This window comes from Bacillus sp. IBL03825 (assembly GCF_024712505.1).
Taxonomy (GTDB): Bacteria; Bacillota; Bacilli; order Bacillales; family Bacillaceae_G; genus Bacillus_A; species Bacillus_A wiedmannii.
In genome coordinates this window covers 2466292-2482527 of the sequence record NZ_JAMXKE010000001.1, presented here as the reverse complement: position 1 = coordinate 2482527, position 16236 = coordinate 2466292, and the positions used below count along the sequence as shown (strand labels likewise).

The window sequence follows — 16236 nt, the reverse complement described above, 5'->3', positions numbered from 1 at the left end:
TCTTTTTAAATTTTTATTCCGCAAGCGTTAACTGCCAAGACACACCATATTTATCATTTAACCAGCCAAACTTTTTGCTAAATGGATAGGAACCTAAAGGCATTAGTACGGATCCATCCTGCACTAGTTTATGAAAGACCGTTTCAATTTCTTCTTCTGTCTCACAAGTTACATAAAGAGACATAGATGGTGTAAATGTAAAACCATGCTTTACATAACTATCAATGCACATAAATTCTTGACCATTTAACGTAAAAATTGCATGAATGACAGAACCCTCTTTACCAGGTCCGTTTTCATCGTAGCGAGAGATACTTACAATTTCTGATTGGTCGAATAGCGACGTGTAAAAATTCATCGCCTCCTCAGCTTTACCTTCAAACATTAAAAACGTAGTAATTTTTTGATTTGTGTTACTCATATAGAGACAACCCCTTGTTATGTATTTATGCAAAACATACACCGGCAAGCAAAAACCGAACGTATATTCTTATAAATATATTGTCTATAAAAACGATGAGTTTGTCAATTATCTACTTTCTTATTTCTTCTTAAATAATGCTGTCCAAAGAAATGATTCTCCAAACATAGTATTTGGTTGGTCAATTTGCTTCATCTTTCTAATTTCGATCACTTCAAACTCGTCAAATATATCTCTTAATTTTTCTTCTGAATATGCAAGGCCACCTTGTAGACTCCATCCTCTATATACATCCCAATCTGTTATTTCTGATCCATTTCGCTCATCTAAATCACCTGCCGAAAAACATGTTAATCCAAAATAACCACCCGATTTCAAGGAGTTTTTAATTAAATTCACATAATTTATTCTTCTATGCGGTGGAATATGATGTAAACAGCCCGAATCGTACACAAAATCAAAATCATTTTGACACTCTAAATTAAAAATCGAATCACAAATAAAATCGATTTCTATTCCTTTTGCTAACGCCCTCTCTTTCGCCCAATTAATGCCCTCTATAGATAAATCCACTGCTGTTACTTCAAATCCTTTATTTGCTAGATAAATTGCGTTTCTACCCGGACCACATCCAAGTTCTAGTACTTTTCCTTTTGAAACCCGCTTTTTTTGGATATACGAAACTAGATTCTCATCTGGAACATTTTCAAAAAACGGAACATCTTTTTCTCTATTCTCATAAAATTCATTCCAAAATGGTTCTGCCGGTCTTAATAACGAATCGAGCATTTTATTAATATCTTCTTGAGTATGCAACGTTTCATTTTTCATTTATACCCCTCCAAATTTAATAGTCAGAAAATTATTATATATCTTTTTGAACTTTCAAACAAAGAAAAAACTCCTATATTCAATAGGAGTTTTTGTCTTTAAAATCCAAGTACAGCTAACCATTTTAACAGCTTCTTCATTCCGTGGATTCAATGTTTCTTTTAACGCTTCTGCTGGGTTTTTATCGCCACTCTCAATCAGCTTCTGTGCATTGAGCATAAAGGTAATAATCATAAATTTCCGCAATTTATTTATAAGAATATAAAGCGTTAACAAGGGTGATGTATATGAGCAAGTTCCGAAAGAAGATGATTAAATATTTGCAAACATTTTGGGGATGCTTAGCATTTGGTGTATTAATGTTTGCTCTCTTCTTAATTATGGATTTAACAGATACACCTCTAAATACATTAGGCTGGAGAGACTTGCTAGGTTCTGCAGCAAGCGCAGTCATTATATCTATTGGGATGTTTACTTTAAATAAATTGGATTTAAAATAAATATTCGGTCAATACTGTATTTAGGCTATATGCCAAGATTCATTTAAAGTAGTCTTCTCTGTATCTCCTAGTATTGAGCAGTTAGCTTTTTCTAGCTGCTCTTTGTTTGTAAAAAACGAACTCAATTGACTACACGCACATATAATATTCTGTGTTCCTTTCTTTATAATTTGAAATAGTCATTACAAAATGAATCTCGTCACGAGAGCACTTTATTGAGTGCTCTTTTTTGATTTTTGAATACTTATTAAATGAAATTTTTGTTTAATTTATAAAATAAAAACGCTTGTCCACTTCACCCCATTCACCATCGTATATTATCCAACCATTATAATCGTATAATTCTTCTTGTATTTTCCATTCACTACGATACATTCTTTAATTCCCCTTAACAATCCTTGCCCTTTTATATAATTGCTTTCCAACTTCATGATTTGCTTTTTGCTACCTTCACCTCCTATGACGAGCAATCATAGGAGATGAAGGTATGAATGAAGAAAATATTGTTTTACATGGAACTGCGGTTAAATCAAGTTTAATCGATTCAACACTCCTATCTATTTTTCGTCATTCACTTTACCGACAGAAGCAACAGGTTCAACGGTATTGATTTAGGAAGCGGACTCCCTTATATATATTAAAAGCTTTTTGGAGTGAACCCATGTTCCTTATATATTATGGAATGGGTTTATATTTGTGACATAAGGGCTTATTTTTTTATTTATTTTAATTTTCAAGGGCCTTTTTCTTATACTTGTGTGTTAACCAATTCATAAGTTGTAGTGTGTAAGTGGGTGAATGAATGATAAGGATGGTGTAAAAATGAGTGAATTTAAAAAGAAATTTCATATTCCATGTGATTGTTTTCTCCCCCCTGTACCCCCACCTCAAGTTGGACCGACTGGGCCGACCGGAGCGACTGGACCAACTGGACCAACTGGGCCGACCGGAGTGACTGGACCAACTGCTGTAGGATGTTGTCCATGTAATAATGTTCTTAACAACCCTGGATTTGACATACCACCTGTAGGAGTAGATCCAGTTCCAGGTTGGAATCAAGTAGGTTCTGTTTCAGAAGTAGGTTTTCCAAACGTTCATAGTGGTCGTTTTCTGCCAGATGGGTCATTTAGTCTCTTAGCTGCATCAATTGGTCCAGGTGGAAGTATTAATCAAACAGTTGATGTTGACGAAGGTTGTTGTTTTACATTTTCATTTGCTGCAGATGTAAGGGATGGTGCATTTCTTATAGCTTCTGTATCTTTTCCAGAACTTGGGCAAGCATGTCCCCCAGCCCCTGCAACTCTTGGTCCATCAAACATTCCACATATTGTACCAGTTATGAATCAACCACAATCTCTTTTCCAACATTATGTTCTTGTTGTGTGTATACCTGCTACTGTGACTATAGCTTGTATTTCTTTCCAAAATACTGCTACAGGTGGTGAAGGCGCAACAGCCTTTGTTGACAATGTTGTATTTCAACCTACTGGTGGACCTTGCACTTCATGTTCACAAAATTTTTAACACATTAATACGCTTGAAAATTTCCTTTTTTCTGGCGAATACAACAACTATTAAAGAGGGCCTTCTAGCTCTCTTTTTATATTAGGAATCATCATAATCTGGCCCCTCAACCATGACTCCACTCACTATATATTCATTAATAAACCATTGGTTACTCTTCATTTCATTCCAATAACTATTTTATATTAAATCCGCACATCCCTCAGAAGCATACATACGATATTATGTTGTATTCTTTTTCAATATCAGTGTTTAGCTGAGAGTACCTTGGATGGCGCTCTTTAATTTTCAAATAACATTTTTAAGTAATTACGAGAGCGGATTTTATTATGTTGTACAAGCACTACTTCGCCTTTTTAAATAAACTATATAGACATCTAAATGAAGGTAGATTTATATTCATATGGCTGATTACTTTTATAAAGATGGTAAAAAGTATTATAAAAAACAGTCACATTCGGGCAATCAAAAAAACAACTGTTTTATTGATACGCATACAATTGCAGGTTCTGAAGAAAATGCAAATGGAAATATACCTGTATCTGTTTTCCTTGAAACTACCACTCCACAAACTGTATTTGAGGATTTTACAAACAATCACAATAAAACATTAATCCAGTTATTTGTTGTTGGTATGAGTGCACCCGTTCAAGTAACTATTCTAACAAGAAGATCTAGCATACCAATTACTACTACATTACAACCCGTTCAAACAAAAATATTTCAAGTTGAAGATTTTCAAAGTCTTACTCTTACAAAGCAGGAAGGTCCTACTAGTGCAGTTAGTTTATTTGTTCAAAAAACATTTTGTATCTGCTGTAACGATAATAACGACTCATGTGATGAATGTTACCATGAGTGCAATTAATAGATTAAATCACTTGAATAACTCTTTATATAGAGGGTTCTTTTCTTTTTTTAATGTCGTGTGAAATATACCAAGGTTTGAACCCCTAATCCTAGGGATTCTTTATTTAAATAAGAATTTTAGTGAAAATAAATTTACTGTTTATCCTAAAAATTCATACACTTATATGAACTTTAAAAAATACAAAATATAGTCCTTGGTCCAAGAGCACCACACTCTCTGTTGGTGCTCTTTTCAGTTAAATAATACTTTTGCGAAAATTTTGTTGTCTAATTTTTCACTTATCCATTTCACTTTGCTCTATTTTCGCATTTATTATTAGAAATACTAATTTTTTAGAGGTGAAATTATTATGGACGAGTTATTATCTTCCGCTTTAATAAAAGCCTGATTTACTCGGACCTACTTTACCAGCTATTCCACCATTCACTCTGCCTACCGGACCAGGATGTATAGAACCCCTACCAACTTTCACTCAAATCGTCTATTTAAACAAAGCTGGTGATGATTCTGAATACGCACCATTTTTAACAGTGACTGCAGTAATGGCATCAATAACAGATGCTATAGCACCATTTCCGGATCCCTTAAATATAACTAAACGTTATGCTATCTCTATTGGACCTGGCAACTATATCGAACCATTAATTCATTTAAAAGCTAACGTTCAATTAGTAGAAACTAGTACTTTATTGACTAGATTACAAATTCCTTTCGATATAAATGATCCGTCTTGGTTTGATTTAAACTTTTCCCAGGATCCTAGATCTGGGTTTGTTAATCTGACATTACTAAGTTCGCCTCTTGATTTTAACTTTCAAACGGCACAAAGTGTTTCAGGTAAATTATTCTTTGTTAGCGTTAATATAACCCCTACTCCTATATTCACAACTTTATCGACTTCTGTGAATCAAGTGAATATCCGTAATTCAATGTTATCCGCTGGTTATACTCAAAATGGAATTAACATGGAAATGTTTGCTTCGTTCGTTTCTAGTGGCAATATTACTATTAATTCGCAAGCAACCACAGATACCCAAGTCAACTTAGTTGGTGGAGGAATAAATGGTAATGTCATTATTAATGTGCTACCTGGTCATATTCCAATTGCCCCCTTAAATTTAACCAGCTTTGCTATTACAGAAAACATCTTCAATCCCAGCCCTAATTCTGGAAATTCATTTGTCAACGGCGCTAATAACGATATTACAAGAGTCAGAGCGACAGTTGATTCATTACCTATTCGTTCCCGAATAAATCTTATAGGAACAAATACATCTTTAATTAGAGTTGATGATGCTTTCGATTTAGCTTATACACCTAATAATCCAGCAAACTAGGCTCCTCTTCCTCCTACTACAGTACAGGAAGCTTTAGATGGAATTGCTGCATTGCTGGCAGTAACTATCGGTACGCCATAAACATCTTAGAATGAACTTAAATCCTAATTTAACACGAGCTAAATTGCTATGATATGTGAAAGAAAAGTCTCTTCAAATCTGATTGGAGAGACTTTTATGTTACTAAGCAAATCCGATATCTGAAAATTAATATACATCATAAACAAATTGTATTAAACTTTATTTCCATCATTATTTTTTGCATAACCGCTATTTTATTTTCCTCTGCTCTAAAACCAAAATAGAGTAAGCCACAAGTAGCAAACGAACCTAATACGGATCCTATAATGATTTCTAAGCAGAACATAACGTAACTCCTCCTATACATTAATTCAGACATTTATAAAAAAATTAAAATATATAAATCCAACGTAAAACACTTGTTAAGATTGCTGTCATTCGCACTATTTGTTCTGATAACGTTATATAATCAAGATGCAACAAGCGACAAATGTGGGAAATAATATTCGAACATTTTCTTTTTAATACTAAAGATGTCAGTTACTACACCTTTTACATCACCGTTTGGCAAATAGATCATGAATTCTGCTTTATATGTAATTGCATCAAACCGTTTGCCATTCTTTTTATAACCAGGTTGTAGAACAAACGATGGTTGCAATTCGATTGCCTGTATTTCACCTGCACCTTGCTTTTCTTTTAACAGCTCATAATATTTAGACTCGGCTTCTGAATTAAAGATACAACCATCTAGCTCAACCTTTTTATTGTTATATTTGCTCTTTGTTTTTCTCTTTTGTTTTATTAATTAGCTGATTAATTTCACAGACATCATTTATCAAACGTTCCATGTTTCTTCACCCCTTGAATATTTTTCAAATAAAAATACATACTATTTTCAAGCCGCCGTGTCCACGGCTAATACTTCTTTCTTTTGTTACAGCAGAAGCAGGTAGGTTCTTCACTTATCTGCTTTCTCTGTATATTTTTTAAGAAATCGAAAATAATACCAACAAGCTGTTTGAACTAGCAGCTTCACTCTTCTCGTAATGGGGATGCAATTTATTACAATTAGCTAACTCATTGAACTCACTGGCAGACAACCAAAATCGTTGTCTGCTTTTTGTATGAGATTTTTCGTTTTACATATACTACTTTTGAACCTGCAGACCAATACGAACCATTTTGGTGCTTGGGATTTCCCTTCCTGGGGATAAGTATTTTTTACTTATCCCTTTTTGTATAGACACGTACATTTAAGGTAAAGCTAATTACAAGCAGATTTTCTGTTTATGCGTAGTTCTAAACAAGAATACTTTTTCTCCTATTAAAGGACGGCAGGTACGACTGCTAGTCCTTTTTTCTTATATCGCATACTATCCCTTCAGGTAACTTCGTACTACATTACCTTCATCGTCGTAGTAAGCAATTTCCCAATAAGGATGGCAGTTGTGCTTCTCAAGTTCCCCATCGAGCAAAACGAACAAATTAGTTTTCCAGTTTCCAACGATCGTATCCCAATACGAGTTAAATCCTTCATAAACTTCTCTTGTTCCATTTCGATAATTGCGGAATGTGTAATGAAAATACTCGCTCGCTACATTACCTTTTCTTTCAACCAAAGTATTCTGCCGAAATAGTAGACATAATAAGTTCCGTTCTCTTTTTGCTGCAGCATAACATTCCCGTACCGTTTGAATGTGTTACGAATTTCTTTCACCAAATCGTCCAATTCTTTGTTAGCAAAAAATGCTTTCTTATCGTTATACCAATTGATTTTTTCATAACCCGTATCATCATCAGGGCGCTAGTACGAATTGTTTTCTCTCGATTTTTTTTCGATTAAATATTGTTCATACGTAAGTTGCACTTGTTCTTGAATTGCGACATGGTAGTAATACCCTTGCTCTGCTGGTTTTGGACTATAAAATTCATTTTAAATACGGTGAATGAAATTTTTGCTTTTTCTCGGCATCACCCTTGTTGTCTACAAACAAAAAAAGAGCCGCAACACTTTACGACTCTTTTTAAATAATAACTATTTAACGGCCACGTCTTTGCTGACCTTGTTTTGTACTACTTTTCTTATTACTTGGCTTATTAAATGATCGATTGTTATCATTTCTCGAACTATTTCTTGGGCCACCTTTTGAACCACTTCTTGAACCTTCACGGCTATCTCTTTGACGATATTGATCTGATTTCTTTGGAGCCGGCTTTGGTACCGGTTTTCCATTTTCATCTACACGTTTTATCTTCGGTTGTTCGATTATTTCTCTTTGCAGTGGTGCACCAAGCGTTTTTTCAATTTCTTCTAAATGTTTTTCATCTTTCGCTGCAACGAACGTAATTGCAATACCTGATCCACCTGCACGTCCTGTTCGGCCAATGCGGTGAATATAACTTTCTACATCTTCAGGAATGTCAAAGTTAAATACGTGCGTTACACCATCTACATCAAGTCCACGAGCTGCTACATCAGTCGCAATTAAGTACTGAATTTTAGCTTCGCGGAAACTCTTCATGACTCTTTCACGTTTCGCTTGAGGTATATCACCATGAAGTTCAGCACAATTATAACCTAGTCCTTTTAAATTATCATACAGCTTACTTGCTCTAACCTTTGTACGACAGAAAATAACTGCTAAAAATGGCTGATCACGATCCATAACAAAACGAAGTGCATCTGGCTTTGCACGATCTGTCGTCTCAATGACACGCTGCTCAATTGTCTCTACCGTTACTTCTTCACTTTGTACTTGAATCATTTGCGGCTCGTCCATATAACGCTTCGCCAATTTTTTAATATCTTTTGGCATCGTTGCTGAGAATAACATCGTTTGTTTACTATCAGGTGTCTCATCTAAAATATCTTCAATATCATATAAGAAACCGAAATAAAGCATTTGATCCGCTTCATCTAGTACAATTGTTGAAAGATTACTTAAATCAATTGTTTCACGACGTATATGATCTAATAATCGCCCTGGTGTCGCAATAACAATATGTGTATTGCCTTTTAATTTTCTCAATTGTTGTGCTACATCTTGCCCGCCATAAATCGCTAGTACATTAATATCTTCCCTTTGAACAAGCATTTTTTTAATTTCAGTTGTAATTTGCAGTGCTAGTTCCCTTGTTGGTGCAACAATTAAAGCCTGAACATCACTAGACTCTGGATCGATTTTTTCTAAAATCGGTAACACGAATGCTAACGTTTTACCCGTTCCTGTTTTCGCCTGTCCAATAATATCTTTACCTGACATAATAACAGGAATTGCCTTCTCTTGAATTGGTGTTGCTTCTGTAATTCCATTTTCACGTAATGTATGATTAAAAGTTTCACTAATTCCTAATTCTAAAAAGTTTTTCAAATAGACCACTTCTTTTCCTTATTTTTCACATTAGCTTTCATTGTACCATTTGTTTCGCCAAATATGAAAAATAAAAAAATTCTTATCTTCTTTTTTTATATTCATCGTGTACTAAATGAACAAATTCTTTTTTCTTTTTCTCAGATTTTATTAATGCTTCCATGTTAGTAGCAGACAAAATGAACTTCTTAATTTTTCTATTACTCCAAATTAAACCTGTATACTTCGGATCTTCATGTAGATTTCGAAACCACTCAAATTCACTTAATTTAGCAATATGATGTTTTAGTTTCATGTCATTTCCAGGGTAAAATGTAATTATAGCCATTATTACATCAAGCAATAAACTCATCTTCTCCCCTCCTATACATATATATTTCAATGTTAAGGAAACATAGTTACAAGGTGATAAAATTGACCAATACATTCATAAAGATTTTTTGCGTATTTTTCTTACTATATTTTCAATCCACCTCAATTATAATGGCGAAATCTCAAACAGATGTAATAAGTGAATTCAAACATGCTTTACTCAAAAATGATAAAAAATTAATGCAGTCATATGTAACAGAAGGGGTTGAACTACCTACTTTCCAAACAAATAAACAAATTCATGAAATTAAAATAGTACCATCTCCAAAAGAAGATACCACAGTCCTCATTTCTTATTCCAAAGACACTGATGATGGATTTACTATCGGTTGCATTTTAGAAATAGTAACAAAGAATAATAAAATATCTCGAATTAATCAAATTTATGATGGAACTAACCCTCTTATGAAAGAAGCTACTATTGTAAAAGAATATGAATTGAGGATTAAGCGGCATATACTAACACCTACAAAATTCCCATTCGAAATTCACGAATTTCAAGGGTACATCTATAACGATTACTTAAACCTCCAATACTACAATGAAGGTATTAATGGGATTTTAAAAATCACTGTTTCACCAGTTCAACATAAATTAGATCAATATGTACATAAGGGAACTAAATTTTACATTTTAAAACATAATATAAAGGCAGTATATAATCCTCATTTTGATTTAGCATATGAACTTATCTTTCAGAAGGACGGTTTTCAATATAAAATCGCCATTGGTAACAAACTATACATAAAAAGAAAATACAGTGTTAATGATTTGATTAGACTTGCAGAATCTATGAATTAAAAAACCGATCTTTTCGATATAGGAAAGATCGGTTTTTTAATTCATACAGTGAGTTTTCCTCCATGATAGCAATAATACCTTGCTGCTTTAAGGTTTTTAATTCTCTTTAAAGATTCTTCCGCTTTTTCTATATCTAAGCAAAAATCCGGATTAGCTATTTCTAATTCACAATTATTTTGAACGGCCGCATCCCCTGTAATTACACAATTTAAATTTGGAAAATATAATGAAATATGCCCCGAAGTATGTCCAGGGGTCGCTACTATTTGACATTCATCATTCAAAATCATTTGACCATCATATACTTTTTCATCGACGGAAATATGTCTTATATTTTTTAATTGTTGTATAAACCACTTACCAAATTCTTTTTCTTCAATTGGCATACGTTGTAACATTTCTTCAGCTTGGACTAGTCTCTCCGATTTTATTTCACCATTAATGTAGTTGGATTCAATTTCACTAGCAATAATATTAACGTGAGGATATTTCACTTTGAAATCATATAAAGATCCTATATGATCGTCATCATAATGAGTAATAATTATATTTTTTAAGTTTTTCATCTCATACCCATGTTTTACAATTGCGACTTCAATTAAAGGTAAAAAATTGATATAACCCGTATCCACTAAAGTTAATTCCTTGTTTAATATAAGTAAGCTCGGATAAATACATTGTTTTGCACCGTTAAATTCGAATTCAATTGGTAGTTCTATTATCTTCATTTTTCTTCCCCCATACCGCTTATTAAATGTTTAATAATAAATAAATCATCCACATACATTTTACTGTACATACTTATGTAACGAAACAATGTGAGTCGTTACATAACAAACATTCTATTATTTTGAACAGGTAATTCCTTATTTTTATGGAAATATACAATAAGATAAATAATAAAATTGATTATTCCTTCACTTTTTTGTCTATCCTTTTAAAAAATCTATGTTTTTGTAAAAGGAGTGTTTATATGGAGAAACAGACACTTTGGAAAAAATTCAAACAAAGCTCAGCAAGCCTCGGGAAATCTAGCGTATATGAAAGTATTATTTTATACTACACAATGAGAAAAAAAGGGTTACCTACTAAAGCGAAATTTATAATTTTAGCCGCTTTATCCTATTACGTATTAACAATCGACTTCATTCCAGATATAGCTGCTATTATTGGGATTGGCTTATTAGATGATGTTTTAGCAATTGCTATAGCGCATAAATTTGTAATGCGCCATGCGGACGCTGAAATTCGAGAAAAGAGCAAAGTAAAAATGGAGTCATTATTTACTTCAGTACAAGTATAATGATACTGTCTAGTCATTTACCTAGCTTTTTACTTTCAAAAAAGCTAACTTTAATTATTGATAGTTCTATTTAACCTTCACCATGAGATCATTACAGAATACTTTCTTAATTTCTCTTAGCTCTCAAGCCGTAAACAAATAGGGGCCAGCACTTGTTCCTAAGTTCTGACTCCCTATTATTTGTTCTTATTCATTTGATTTCAATTAAGGAATATAGAAAATATTAGTACATGTAGTTTATGCAGTTACATGTGTTCCCCTATACAAAACTGCTATGGCCACTACTATAAGAATCATCCCCATAAAAGCAGGTGCGGCATGACCAAGTGATACATAGATTTGCCCTCCAATAATTGGACCAATCATTCTTGCCAAAGCTTGAATAGATTGGCTACCGCCTTGAATCCTTCCTTGTTCACTAGAATCGACAGACTTTGAGAGCATCCCATTAAATGAAGGTCCGAAAATTGAGTCACCAAAACAAAACAGTAACATCCCAACGATTAGAAGAGGATATAAGGAAAATAAAGCAGATGCTGCAATAAAACTGTAGCCAATAATCTCCGAAACCATTCCAAGCATAGCTATTTGTTTATCACTAAGCTTGATCAAAAGCTTGGGCATTATAAAAGCTTGTGAAATGATATCTTGAAAGCCCATAATTGAAAACATAAGTCCGATTAGTGCAGGTTTCCAGCTAAAAGTATCCATCGTAAATTGTGTAAAAATTGCTTGTAAAGATCCGTTAGGTATCCAAAGCAAAAATGCTGAGACAAGTAACCATTTTAAGTTTTTCATGGAAAGTATGTTTGCCAGCTGTGCAAAAGGATTTAACCTTACAAAAGTAATTTCTTTTAACCTATTATTTTTGTCAAGACTCTCAGGCATATATTTCATCCCATATAAAACATTTAATAAAGTTATAAGTGCTCCGAAATATAAAGGTACAGAATGACCAAACTTTGCAAGTAATCCCCCAAGAGTTGGTCCGATAATGGTTCCTGCACCTACCACTGCACTCACCCATCCAAAATACTTCGTTCTCTGTTCTGAGGGAATGATATCTGCAAAATATGCAAAAATTGTACTGATGCTCCCGCCTGTTATTCCTTCTACTATACGTCCAGCAAATAGTACCCATAAAGCCCCTCCTATACCAAAAACTAAGTACCCGATTGCAGAACCGAAAAGGCATATTAAAAGTAATGGACGACGGCCATATTTATCGCTCAAAGCTCCGAGTGCAGGAGCAGCGAAAAACACGCAGACCGCATAAACAGAGGTCAGTAGCGTAACAACTAGAGCCTGTTCTTCCGGACTACTTATATAAGGCTCCACTAAGAATGGCACTACAGGCATAATGATACTGAAACCTATACCACAAAGAAATACAGAAATAAGACCGAATATTAAAGCATGTTTATCTATGTTTTTTTCAGTTTCATTTTTTGATTTAAAAATAGACATTTAATTTCTCCTCTCAAAACACTTTGTTGCTTTGTCAACAAAAATAATAACTCTGTTTTGTTGATTAGTCAACAAAAATAAAATAATAAAAAGGTAGCCTTACCGTGAATAGGCTACCTTTTTATTATTTAAATATATCTCGCATTAACAGGCAAATTTACGACTTAATATGTATACCTTGTTTCTTTATTTCTGCATCCAAATGCCTACTATACTTTTCCACGAAGTTAATTATACTGTCGAATTCTGCCTCGGTTACTTGCTCAAATACAGCTTTATCCCGCTGTTGAAACTCATTGTGCAACTCCTCGTGAATTTTATATATTTCTTTCCCTTGTTCAGTAAGCCTAAAATAGATTTCTTTTTTATTCTCTGATTTCTGGTAACTTTCGATAAGGCCTTTGTTTATGAGCTTCTTAGTCATTCTACTTATTGCACCGCGAGTCACATAAAAAGCCTCTGCAAGTTGTGTCACGTTAGAATCGGAATTGTTTTCAATGTATTCAATACAATGTACTTCAGAAGACTTAAAACCTTTAAGACCTTCTTCCATTTTATCCTTATTAAGCCAAACCATCTTATTATATAATTCCCTGAAACCGTTCATGACCTGTTCTTCCTTATTCATGGTCTATCCTCCTAACAGCTCATTCATACGTTAAAACCATTATAGTGAACTACCCACCACTTAGTATCTCTTACGAGCTTACCCCGAGTGGGGGCTTCTCGGTTCATCGCTACTTTTGATAGCTAACGAATTTGTCTTAAGACAGCCGAGCAAACTCCCTTGTTCCAAAGGTTATTTCTTACGTTTTATATCAATGCGAATAACCGCATGGCTTCTTTTTTGATATTGATAGCTGCGTTATAGTCACGACTGATTGTTAGTCCACACGAACACGCATACGTACGTTCAGATAGTGACATTTCTTTTTTGTTTCCACAACGACTACACATCTTTGTAGAAGGAAACCATTTATCTATTTTCACAAGCTGTTTTCCTTGTTCTTGTAGCTTATATGCTAAAAATGTCGTTAACATCCCCCAGTCGTTATCAGCTACACTCTTACCAAAGCGAAGTGCTCGTGACATTCCTTTCATATGTAAATCTTCGATTGCTACAACGTCAAAATGAGTAGCCAATTCTTTAGACTTGTGATGAAGGAAATTCTTACGTTGATTTGCGACCTTTTCATGCAACTTCGCTACACGAATGCGTTGTTTATTCCAGCGTACCGAATCTTTCACACGTCTGGCTAATACTCGTTGTTCCTTCGCTAATTTGTCTAACATCTGATGATAAAAGCGAGGATAATTGGCTTTCTCATCTTCGCTACTCACATATAATTCAGCCATTGCGAAGTCTAATCCAACTACATTTTGTACTTCTTTTTGTACAATCTCTTTTTCATATTCAGTCAAGATGGACACATAGTATTTACCAGTAGGTGTCATCGAGATCGTACACGATTTGATGATATGACTTGGCGGTATCTCCCTATGTTGCTTCAGTTTCACCATTTTCAATTTCGGTAATTTGATATAACCATGAAATAACATAATATTTCCGTTTACGCGATTCGTTGTATAAGATTTTCTACTCTTTCTACTTTTGAATGTAGGAAAATCACTTTGACCACTAAAAAAGTTCTTATACGCAGTTTGCAAGTTTAATTGCGCGTTAGCCAATGCTAAGGAATCGACCTCTTTCAGCCATTCATACTCCACTTTGTATTTCGCAGGAGTAGGGAATTTTTGTTTCTTCAGCTCTTCCTTGTTCTCATTATATGTTTCGTATATTTCTTTCCGCTCAGCCAGCATTTTATTATACACAAAGCGTACACATCCGAACGTTTTACGTATGAGATGTGCTTGTTCTTCTGTAGGATACAGACGAAATTTGTACGCCTTATTCTGCTTTATCATTTCCATTCACCTCAGTTTTCGCTTCATTTCCCATAAGCTATGAAGGTGATTATACAACCTGAACATTACATTATTATTATCTACTTTCATTGTTATACCAAACTTTACCTCTTATAAGAATGATTATATCAGAGGCGAAAAAAATAGGAAAACCAAATGTTTGGCTACGCCAAATCGAAATTCATCCCCCACCTACCGCTAGACTTTCGTCTTTCACACGCTTGAGGAAGGAGGCTTCTTTCGGATAATACGTTAAATTTCTGTTTCCGTTTCGACAATATTGATATAATTATTTGAGTTATCTATGAAAGTAGACGATAAAATATAATAATTCACTATACGGAAAATAAAGCATGTATATTATAATATGCCCTACACGGTAAACAAAAAGTAAGATCTAAGATTAGTTGTCTTAGCTCTTCTTCCATAAAATTTATGTTTTTTAAATACTATTTCACTTCATTGGCTACAAAAAATTGCTCACAAACACTGGAAATGCGCTGCAGGTCTACGTTTCCACCAGATATAACCGCGACTACCTTTTTCCCTTTAATATATGGATCCACTTTCCCTGCAAGTAGAGCAGCAGTAGCTAATGCGCCAGCCCCTTCTACAACAGCTTTACCGCGTTGTAATAAGTCTTTCATCGCTACTTCTAATTCACCTTCTGATACAGTTACAATATCATCTACTAATTCTTTTACTACTTCAAAAGTTAAATCGCCTGGTATTTTAACTGCGCAACCATCTGCTATAGTAGGTGCCTCATAATGCTCTACAATCGTACCTTTGTCATAAGATGCCTTCATCCCATGAACATTGTCTGCTTGGACACCAATAATATTAATGGATGGATTAAAAGATTTTAATGCAACAGCAATACCAGAAATAATTCCACCTCCGCCAATTGGTACAATGACAGTATCTACATCCCACATATCATCAAGAATATCTAATCCTATTGTACCTTGACCAGCCATTACTTCTATATCGTCATATGGATGTAAGTATGTTTCACCTGTTTCCTTAATAATCTCCTCACATTTTGCCTTCGCATCATCAAAAGTTTCACCGTATAAAATCACTTCTGATCCATATCCTCTAGTTGCTTCAACTTTCGCCTGAGGGGCAGAAATTGGCATCACAATTTTACTCTTAATACCAAGTAAATGAGCAGATAAAGCAACTCCTTGCGCATGATTACCAGCGGAACAAGCAATTACTCCTCTCTCTTTTTCTTGATCTGTCAACTGTGACATTTTATTAAACGCACCACGAAATTTAAAAGAACCGGTTAATTGCATATTTTCTAATTTCAAGTGAATTTCTCCACCTGTTTTACTAGTCAAATAAAAAGATTTTACTAGTGGCGTTTTACGAGCATTTCTGTCTAAAATGGTTTGGGCTTTTTTTATATCATCTATATGTAACGGTAGTTTTTTAGTTATCATACTAACACCTCTTCCAATGGTCTATTCCTAAGTTTTC

Annotated in this window: 16 protein-coding genes and 2 pseudogenes; 6 read left to right on the top strand and 12 right to left on the bottom strand. The window is 34.1% G+C overall.

Annotated features, from left to right (window positions below):
- Window positions 1–13 precede the first annotated feature (13 nt).
- Together NHG49_RS12745 and NHG49_RS12740 are read right to left on the bottom strand one after the other, a co-directional pair.
- Window positions 14–421 carry a VOC family protein gene (locus NHG49_RS12745; RefSeq protein ID WP_098112129.1) on the bottom strand — a complete coding sequence of 136 codons (408 nt, stop codon included), beginning with the start codon at window positions 419–421 and terminating at the stop codon, window positions 14–16.
- A 120-nt stretch (window positions 422–541) separates the two neighbouring features.
- Window positions 542–1252 carry a class I SAM-dependent methyltransferase gene (locus tag NHG49_RS12740; protein ID WP_000787500.1) on the bottom strand — a complete coding sequence of 237 codons (711 nt, stop codon included), beginning with the start codon at window positions 1250–1252 and terminating at the stop codon, window positions 542–544.
- Window positions 1253–1539: 287 nt separating this feature from the next.
- Between NHG49_RS12740 and NHG49_RS12735 the strand changes: the two genes are divergently transcribed.
- From NHG49_RS12735 to NHG49_RS12720, 4 genes and pseudogenes are all read left to right on the top strand, one after another.
- Window positions 1540–1752, top strand: coding sequence for a hypothetical protein (locus NHG49_RS12735; protein WP_098112170.1), 213 nt, complete (start codon window positions 1540–1542; stop codon window positions 1750–1752).
- Window positions 1753–2574: 822 nt separating this feature from the next.
- Window positions 2575–3276: a collagen-like protein gene (locus tag NHG49_RS12730; RefSeq protein ID WP_258126089.1), complete on the top strand. Its 702-nt coding sequence runs from the start codon at window positions 2575–2577 to the stop codon at window positions 3274–3276.
- A gap of 403 nt (window positions 3277–3679) precedes the next feature.
- Window positions 3680–4144, top strand: a complete 465-nt coding sequence (locus tag NHG49_RS12725) for a hypothetical protein (protein ID WP_064474155.1) — start codon at window positions 3680–3682, stop codon at window positions 4142–4144.
- Window positions 4145–4569: 425 nt separating this feature from the next.
- Window positions 4570–5565: pseudogene (locus tag NHG49_RS12720) on the top strand (exosporium leader peptide); the annotation flags it as partial.
- Between the two features lie 136 nt (window positions 5566–5701).
- Here NHG49_RS12720 and NHG49_RS12715 read toward each other — a convergent pair.
- From NHG49_RS12715 to NHG49_RS12700, 5 genes and pseudogenes are all read right to left on the bottom strand, one after another.
- Entirely contained in the window at window positions 5702–5851 is a 150-nt protein-coding gene (locus NHG49_RS12715; protein ID WP_176546182.1) for a hypothetical protein, read from the bottom strand.
- A gap of 123 nt (window positions 5852–5974) precedes the next feature.
- A complete protein-coding gene (locus NHG49_RS12710) occupies window positions 5975–6310 on the bottom strand; it encodes a DUF1064 domain-containing protein (RefSeq protein ID WP_081257102.1) in 336 nt (111 codons plus the stop codon).
- A gap of 792 nt (window positions 6311–7102) precedes the next feature.
- Window positions 7103–7375: pseudogene (locus NHG49_RS31670) on the bottom strand (hypothetical protein).
- A gap of 172 nt (window positions 7376–7547) precedes the next feature.
- Window positions 7548–8888 carry a DEAD/DEAH box helicase gene (locus NHG49_RS12705; protein WP_098112171.1) on the bottom strand — a complete coding sequence of 447 codons (1341 nt, stop codon included), beginning with the start codon at window positions 8886–8888 and terminating at the stop codon, window positions 7548–7550.
- Between the two features lie 73 nt (window positions 8889–8961).
- On the bottom strand, window positions 8962–9231 hold the full coding sequence (locus tag NHG49_RS12700) for a hypothetical protein (RefSeq protein WP_098111915.1): 270 nt from the start codon (window positions 9229–9231) through the stop codon (window positions 8962–8964).
- A 29-nt stretch (window positions 9232–9260) separates the two neighbouring features.
- Between NHG49_RS12700 and NHG49_RS12695 the strand changes: the two genes are divergently transcribed.
- Entirely contained in the window at window positions 9261–10052 is a 792-nt protein-coding gene (locus NHG49_RS12695; protein ID WP_098111914.1) for a hypothetical protein, read from the top strand.
- A 41-nt stretch (window positions 10053–10093) separates the two neighbouring features.
- On the opposite strand, the gene NHG49_RS12690 is transcribed toward NHG49_RS12695, so the two are convergent.
- The gene (locus NHG49_RS12690) at window positions 10094–10780 is read right to left on the bottom strand and encodes an MBL fold metallo-hydrolase (RefSeq protein WP_064474150.1); all 687 of its coding nucleotides are present in this window, start codon (window positions 10778–10780) and stop codon (window positions 10094–10096) included.
- Window positions 10781–11025: 245 nt separating this feature from the next.
- Between NHG49_RS12690 and NHG49_RS12685 the strand changes: the two genes are divergently transcribed.
- On the top strand, window positions 11026–11355 hold the full coding sequence (locus tag NHG49_RS12685; protein ID WP_064474149.1) for a YkvA family protein: 330 nt from the start codon (window positions 11026–11028) through the stop codon (window positions 11353–11355).
- A gap of 237 nt (window positions 11356–11592) precedes the next feature.
- On the opposite strand, the gene NHG49_RS12680 is transcribed toward NHG49_RS12685, so the two are convergent.
- From NHG49_RS12680 to tdcB, 4 genes are all read right to left on the bottom strand, one after another.
- A complete protein-coding gene (locus NHG49_RS12680; protein ID WP_098112132.1) occupies window positions 11593–12822 on the bottom strand; it encodes an MFS transporter in 1230 nt (409 codons plus the stop codon).
- A 157-nt stretch (window positions 12823–12979) separates the two neighbouring features.
- Complete coding sequence (locus tag NHG49_RS12675; RefSeq protein ID WP_064474147.1) at window positions 12980–13450, bottom strand: MarR family transcriptional regulator; 471 nt, start codon at window positions 13448–13450, stop codon at window positions 12980–12982.
- Window positions 13451–13635: 185 nt separating this feature from the next.
- The gene (locus NHG49_RS12670; protein ID WP_064474146.1) at window positions 13636–14748 is read right to left on the bottom strand and encodes an RNA-guided endonuclease TnpB family protein; all 1113 of its coding nucleotides are present in this window, start codon (window positions 14746–14748) and stop codon (window positions 13636–13638) included.
- A gap of 449 nt (window positions 14749–15197) precedes the next feature.
- Complete coding sequence (gene tdcB / locus NHG49_RS12665) at window positions 15198–16199, bottom strand: bifunctional threonine ammonia-lyase/L-serine ammonia-lyase TdcB (protein WP_064474145.1); 1002 nt, start codon at window positions 16197–16199, stop codon at window positions 15198–15200.
- Window positions 16200–16236: the final 37 nt, after the last annotated feature.